Raw genomic sequence first — 7,257 nt, 5'->3', positions numbered from 1 at the left:
GCCCTCGGGCGAGCAGGCCACCACCCGGCTCACCGGGTCCGTCGGCGCCCCGTGCGCCCGCGCGGGTGCCGCCGTCGCAAGCGGCAGCAGCAGCGGGGTCACCAGGGCGGCCGCGAGCGCGACGCGGTGTGCGGTCGTCCGGGACATCCGAAAAACGCCTCCTCGGCGCGGGGAAGTGACGGCCGGGCGCGGCCGTCCCGCGGAGAACCGCTCCCTCCCGTGCAGTACGGACGAACCACCCGCCCCGTTCACACCCACTGCCCTCAGGGGCGCGGGGAACTGCGCGACCAGCCACGAACAAGCCGCACGCGACCACACACAGTCCGCACCCTCCCATGACCTACGGCAAGGCACCCAATCCCGGTCAAGTCCCGCGCCCCCTAGGCCATCAAGGGTGGTTTTCCAGCCGGATCGAGGGTTTCCCCCGTATCCCACCGCACCGCCCCTTGCCTATCGTTCCAGCGCAGCTGACCCACAGGTAACCCCGAACGGGTCGCCGCAAGCGCCTGGCCGGCCGACGCCGCACGTCGATGCACCCCCGCCGCTTCGAGGACGAAGCGAATCGACCCATCTCCCCACTCCGCTGCCCGGAGTCCCGGCACGAAAGGCACACCCTTGCGTACCTCCCCCACGAACTCCCCCCGGAGACGGACCCCCCTGTCCGTCGCGGCGATATCCCTCACCCTGCTGACGGCCGCCTCCACCCACCTCGCCGTCGCCCAGGACAACCCCACCGAGCCTCCTGCAGTCCCCTCCGCGCAGACCGAGGCCGCCCCCGGCACCCCCGCCGAACGCCTCATCGTCGGCTACAAGTCCGGCGCCGCCGAGGCCACGTCGAACAAGGCGGCCGCCGCCGACGCCGCCGCCAAGGGCGAGCAGACGGGCGAGGACGTCGACTTCGAGCGCCGTCTCGGCACCGGCGCCGCCCTCGTCGACCTCGGCGAGCAGGCCACCAGGACCGACGTCGCCGACGTCGTCGCGGAGTACGAGGCCGACCCGCAGGTCGCCTACGTCGTACCGGACCGCCTCAACAAGCCGCTCGCCACCCCGAACGACACCGAGTACTCCCAGCAGTGGGACCTGTTCGAGTCCACCGCGGGCATGCGCGTACCGGGCGCCTGGGACCTGACCACCGGCAGCGGTGTCACCGTCGCCGTCATCGACACCGGCTACGTCAGCCACTCCGACCTCGCGGCGAACATCGTCGGCGGCTACGACTTCATCTCCGACACCGCCGTCTCCGTCGACGGCAACGGCCGCGACAGCAACCCGGCCGACCCCGGCGACTGGTACGCCGCCGGCGAGTGCGGCCAGGCCGCCGGCAGTGACTCCTCCTGGCACGGCACCCACGTGGCCGGCACCATCGCCGCCGCCACCAACAACGGCAAGGGCGTCGCCGGCATCGCGTACGGCGCGAAGATCTCCCCGGTGCGGGTGCTCGGCAAGTGCGGCGGCTACGACTCCGACATCATCGACGCCATCACCTGGGCGTCCGGCGGCACCGTCTCCGGCGTGCCCGCCAACACCAACGTCGCCAAGGTCATCAACATGAGCCTCGGCGGGGGCGGCGCCTGCTCCACCGCCACCCAGAGCGCCATCAACGCCGCCGTGAACCGCGGCACCACGGTGGTCGTCGCGGCCGGCAACGAGAACCAGAACGCCGCCAACTCCTCCCCGGCGAACTGCGGCAACGTCATCACCGTCGCCGCCACCAACCGCTCCGGCAGCCGGGCCTCGTACTCCAACTACGGCTCGGTCGTGGACATCGCCGCGCCCGGCGGCGAGACCCGCACCTCGACCGCCAACGGCATCCTGTCGACGCTCAACTCCGGCACCCGCACCCCGTCCACCGAGAACTACGCCTTCTACCAGGGCACCAGCATGGCCACCCCGCACATCGCGGGCCTCGCCGCCCTGATGAAGTCGGCCGCCCCCGCGCTCACCCCGGCGCAGATCGAGTCCGCGATCAAGTCCAACGCCCGTGCCCTGCCCGGCACCTGCTCCGGCGGCTGCGGCGCCGGTCTGGCGGACGCGGCGAAGACCGTCCAGGCGGTCACGGGCGGCGGTACGCCCACGGGCTCCACGTACGCGAGCAGCACCGCCTTCTCCGTCCCCGACAACGGCTCGGCGATCGAGTCGCCGATCAGCGTCACCGGCCGCAGCGGCAACGCCCCGGCGGCCCTGAAGGTGGGCGTGGACATCACCCACACCTACCGCGGTGACCTGGTCGTCGACCTGGTGGCGCCGGACGGTTCGGTGTACCGCCTGAAGTCCGCGAGCTCCTCGGACTCGGCGGACGACGTCCGCACCACCTACACCGTCGACGCCTCCGCCGAGAGCGCGAACGGCACCTGGAAGCTGCGCGTCCAGGACACGGCGGCGCTGGACACCGGGCGGCTCAACAGCTGGCAACTGACCTTCTGACAGCAGGACTTGCTCCGCCCCCAAGCAGGCGGGCCGACCGGTGCGGATGGGCGCCGGCCGGCCCGCCTTCCTCTTGTCGCTCTCGAACTGCCGCACTTAGATACCGCCAGCGCTGTTTCTTCTTTCAACAGCTGTGCAGTTTTTGCCGGTTGTGTGCCGAGTCTGAGGGGGACCGGTGCGATGAACGGAGTCGTAGGGTAAGTTATCGTGTACGCGCGGTTAAAAACAAACGGCATGACCCGTTCCTTTCCCGGCACAGGAGTTCAGTCGATGGCGAGGCAGGTACGCGCCGAGCAGACCCGCGCGACGATCATCAGGGCCGCCGCCGACCTGTTCGACCGGCAGGGCTATGAATCGACCAGTCTCAGCGACATCGTCGAGCACGCCCAGGTCACCAAGGGGGCCCTCTACTTCCACTTCGCGGCGAAGGAGGATCTGGCCCACGCCGTCCTGGAGTTGCAGTCCTCGACGTGCCGCCGTCTGGCCCGCGAGACCGAGAGCCGGGGCCACACCTCGCTGGAGGCGCTGATGCGCCTCACCTTCGGCATAGCCCGCCTGTCCACCGAGGACCCGGTCCTGCGGGCCGGACTGCGCCTCGCCACCGGCGGCATCCGGCCCCGCCCGCCGCTCAGCCATCCCTTCACCGAGTGGCTGGAGATCGTCACGGCCCGGCTCCTCGGCGCGGTCAAGGAGGCCGACATCCACCCCGACGTCGACGTCGACGTCGTCGCCCACTCCCTGGTCTGTTTCTTCGTCGGCACCCGCGTGGTGGGCCGCTCCCGCGAACCCGTCTCCCGGCAGCCCCGCCGGACGGCCGAGATGTGGCACCTGCTCGTCCGCGGCCTGGTCCCGGTGACCCGCCGCGCCCGCTACCTCAGCCTGGCCGCCCGGCTGGAACGGGAGATCGCCCCGGTGTGACGTGCCGCGTCCGCTCACGGGCGCGCGTTACGGTGAGCGGCATGTCCGACACCCCCACCGCCCCCGTGATCCTCGGCGACGAACCCGGCTCGTTCCCGCACAGCGTGCTGGCCGAGCGGCACCCCGCGATCATCCGGCAGGTGCGCGAGGCCTTCCCGTACGAGCCCTGGCAGCGGCGCGCGCTCGACGCGCTGCTGGTCAACTGCACCAAGGGCGAGATCGAACCCCTCCCGGCGGACGCGCACGATCGCGCACGCTGGGAGAGCTGGGGGATGACGACGTACGCCGGACAGTCCTGGTACGACGTGCCCTGGCTGTGGTCCGAGAGCTGGTTCTACCGGCAACTCCTGCACGCCGTCGGCTACTTCGCCCCCGGCCCCTGGCAGGGCGTCGACCCCTTCCGCCCCTCCAAACGCGCCGAACTCGACTCGGCCGCCACGGACGAGGAACTGGCCGCGCTGTACGCCCTCGCCGACCGCCCGGCCGACGAGCGGGCCCGCGCCCTGCTGCACGGCTCGCTCTGGGGCAACCGCGCCGACCTCGGCTTCCGGCTCTCCGCCGAGGGCGCCGAGGAGACGGCCGCCGTCCCGGGCCTGGTGGCCGACGACAGCGAGCGGCTCTGGTCGCTGCTCGGCACCTCCGGCACGGGCACGCTGTGCCTGGTCGCCGACAACGCGGGCCGCGAACTCGTCCCCGACCTGCTGCTCCTCGACCATCTGCTGACCCACGGTCACATCGCGCGGGCCGTGCTGCACGTCAAGCCGTACCCGTACTACGTCTCCGACGCCACCGGCGCCGACGTGGTCGACGCCCTGCGCCGGCTCACCGGAGCCGGGGGAGCGGCGGCCGGGTACGGCCACCGCCTGTGGTCCGCCCTCTCCGACGGCCGGCTAATGCTCCGCGCCCACCCCTTCTCCTGCTCCCCGCTGCCGTACGCGGACATGCCGGACGACCTGCGCGCCGACTTCGCCTCGGCCGCCGTCACCGTGGTCAAGGGCGACCTCAACTACCGCCGCCTCGTGGGCGACCGGTACTGGCCGCCGACCACGCCGTTCGCGGACGTCACCGGATACTTCCCGGGTCCGGTCGCCGCGCTGCGCACGCTCAAGTCGGATGTGATCACGGGACTGACCGCGGACACGGAGGCGGCGCTGGACGCGGCGGAGACGGGCGGGCGCTGGCGCACGAGCGGCACGCATGCGCTGATCCAGGTACGGACTCGCTGATCCAGGTACGGACTCGCTGATCCAGGTACGGACTCGCAGATCCAGGTGCGGACATGGCGCCTGAGCTCCCGTTTCGGGGGCGGTTCACGCGATGGTGTGATCATGTCCGGGCCGGTGGATGCGGCCGGAGACCCGCGGGTAGCTCCCGGCCATGACGCAGCCGTTCGAACTCCCCCACTTCTACCTGCCGTACCCCGCGCGGCTGAACCCGCATGTCGACGAGGCCCGGGCCCACTCGACGGCGTGGGCGCGCGAGATGGGCATGCTGGAGGGTTCCGGGGTCTGGGAGCAGTCCGATCTCGACGCGCACGACTACGGACTGCTCTGCGCCTACACCCACCCCGACTGCGACGGACCGGCCCTGTCGCTCATCACCGACTGGTACGTGTGGGTCTTCTTCTTCGACGACCACTTCCTGGAGAAGTTCAAACGCACCCAGGACCGCGCCGGCGGCAAGGCCCATCTGGACCGGCTGCCGCTGTTCATGCCGCTCGACGACTCGGCCCAGGTGCCCGAGCCGCACAACCCGGTCGAGGCGGGCCTCGCCGACCTGTGGGCGCGCACCGTACCGGCCATGTCCGCCCACTGGCGCCGCCGGTTCGCGGTCGCCACCGAGCACCTCCTCAACGAGTCGCTGTGGGAGCTGTCCAACATCAACGAGGGGCGGATCGCCAACCCCGTCGAGTACATCGAGATGCGCCGCAAGGTCGGCGGCGCCCCCTGGTCGGCGGGCCTCGTCGAGTACGCGACCGCCGAAGTCCCCGCCGCCGTCGCGGACTCCAGGCCGCTGCGGGTCCTGATGGAGACCTTCTCCGACGCCGTGCACCTGCGCAACGACCTGTTCTCCTACCAGCGGGAGGTCGAGGACGAGGGCGAACTCAGCAACGGCGTCCTCGTCCTGGAGACCTTCTTCGGCTGCACCACCCAGGAGGCCGCCGACACCGTCAACGACGTCCTCACCTCACGGCTCCAGCAGTTCGAGCACACGGCGTTCACCGAAGTCCCCGCGGTCGCCCTGGAGAAGGGGCTCGGACCCGGCGAGGTGGCGGCCGTCGCCGCGTACGCGAAGGGGCTGCAGGACTGGCAGTCCGGCGGCCACGAGTGGCACATGCGCTCCAGCAGATACATGAACGAGGGCGCGCTGGACAGCAGCCCGTGGGCCGGTCCGAGCGGGCCGGGGACCTCGGCCGCCGACGTCCGCGCCCTGCTCGCCTCGGCCGGGGCCGACCGCCTGCGCGCGTACACCCACGTGCCGTACCAGAAGGTCGGCCCCGCCCGGATCCCCGACATCCGCATGCCGTTCCCGCTGGAGCTCTGCCCCCACCTCGACGCCTCCCGCGCGCACCTCGTCACCTGGTGCGACCGGATGGGCATCCTCACCGAGGGCGTCTGGGACGAGGACAAACTCGCCGCCTACGACCTGGCGCTGTGCTCCGCCGGACTCGACCCCGACGCCACCCCCGAGGCCCTCGACCTCAGCGCCCAGTGGCTCGCCTGGGGGACGTACGGCGACGACTACTACCCGCTGGTCTACGGCCACCGCCGCGACCTGGCCGCCGCCCGGCTGACGACCGCCCGCCTGTCGGACTGCATGCCGGTCGAGGGCGAACCGGTGCCCGTGCCCGCCAACGCCATGGAGCGCGCCCTGACCGACCTGTGGGCGCGCACCACCGCGGCCATGACCCCCGAGGCGCGCCGCACACTGAAGCACGCGGTGAACGTCATGACCGAGAGCTGGCTGTGGGAGCTGGCCAATCAGATGCAGCACCGCATCCCCGACCCCGTCGACTACCTCGAGATGCGCCGGCAGACCTTCGGCTCCGACCTCACCCTGAGCCTGTGCCGCATGGGCCACGGCCCCGCCGTCCCGCCCGAGGTGTACCGCAGCGGCCCGGTGCGGTCGATGGAGAACGCCGCCATCGACTACGCGTGCCTGCTCAACGACGTCTTCTCGTACCAGAAGGAGATCGAGTACGAGGGCGAGATCCACAACGCGATCCTCGTCGTGCAGAACTTCTTCGGCTGCGACTACCCGACGGGCCTCGGCATCGTGCACGACCTGATGGACCAGCGCCTGCGCCAGTTCGAGCATGTCGTCGAGCACGAACTGCCCGTGCTGTACGAGGACTTCGCCCTGTCGGGTGAGGCGAGGGCGGTCATGGGGGACTACGTGACGGACCTGCGGAACTGGATGGCCGGCATCCTCAACTGGCATCGCAGCGTGGACCGCTACAAGGACGCCTGGCTCTCCCGCCGCGCCCACGGCTTCCTCCCGCACAGAACACCGTCGATGCCCGTGCTCGGCTGACCCGCCGTCAGTCTCACTCGTTCGTGTCTCGTCGCCGTCCGGTGCGCCGGGTAGCACTTCAGGGGAGGTGATCCATGGAACAGGCGGCCTTGCGCCCCAAGCCGCTGCCGGGCGGCGCATCGGGGGGTGGCTGGAAGGAGTACGGGAAGGGGGGCTGGCGGCGGAAGAAGGGGAGCGAGGGCGGTCCCGGTCGGCCGCGGCAGCGGCGGGAGCATGCCGCGCGGCGGCGCGGGCGGCGTCTCGTCTCCGCGTTGTTCGCACTGCTGGCCGGCATGGTGCTGGTGCTGTCCGGGGTGGGGCTGGGAGCCGTGGGCGCCACACTGGCCGGGGCGGGCAGGCTCCCCGGGATGCACCAGCCGCAGCCGGGCGGCGGCGGACCGG

4 protein-coding genes and 1 pseudogene are annotated in these 7,257 nt (G+C 71.6%); all 5 read left to right on the top strand.

Annotated elements, in window-relative coordinates; translation table 11 throughout:
• The first annotated feature begins 615 nt into the window (after positions 1-615).
• Positions 616-2,424, top strand: coding sequence for a S8 family serine peptidase (locus tag N4P33_RS30275; protein WP_260830139.1), 1,809 nt, complete (start codon positions 616-618; stop codon positions 2,422-2,424).
• A 270-nt stretch (positions 2,425-2,694) separates the two neighbouring features.
• Positions 2,695-3,342, top strand: coding sequence for a ScbR family autoregulator-binding transcription factor (locus N4P33_RS30270; protein ID WP_260830138.1), 648 nt, complete (start codon positions 2,695-2,697; stop codon positions 3,340-3,342).
• Positions 3,343-3,383: 41 nt separating this feature from the next.
• Positions 3,384-4,568 carry a damage-control phosphatase ARMT1 family protein gene (locus N4P33_RS30265; protein ID WP_260830137.1) on the top strand — a complete coding sequence of 395 codons (1,185 nt, stop codon included), beginning with the start codon at positions 3,384-3,386 and terminating at the stop codon, positions 4,566-4,568.
• A gap of 151 nt (positions 4,569-4,719) precedes the next feature.
• The gene (gene cyc2, locus N4P33_RS30260; protein WP_260830136.1) at positions 4,720-6,876 is read left to right on the top strand and encodes a germacradienol/geosmin synthase Cyc2; all 2,157 of its coding nucleotides are present in this window, start codon (positions 4,720-4,722) and stop codon (positions 6,874-6,876) included.
• A 74-nt stretch (positions 6,877-6,950) separates the two neighbouring features.
• Positions 6,951-7,257, top strand: a pseudogene (locus N4P33_RS30255) (hypothetical protein); the annotation flags it as partial.

The organism is Streptomyces sp. 15-116A (genome assembly GCF_025290915.1).
Lineage (GTDB): Bacteria > Actinomycetota > Actinomycetes > Streptomycetales > Streptomycetaceae > Streptomyces.
The sequence above is the reverse complement of the archived record's forward strand: the minus strand, read 5'-3'. Positions and strand labels throughout refer to the sequence as shown.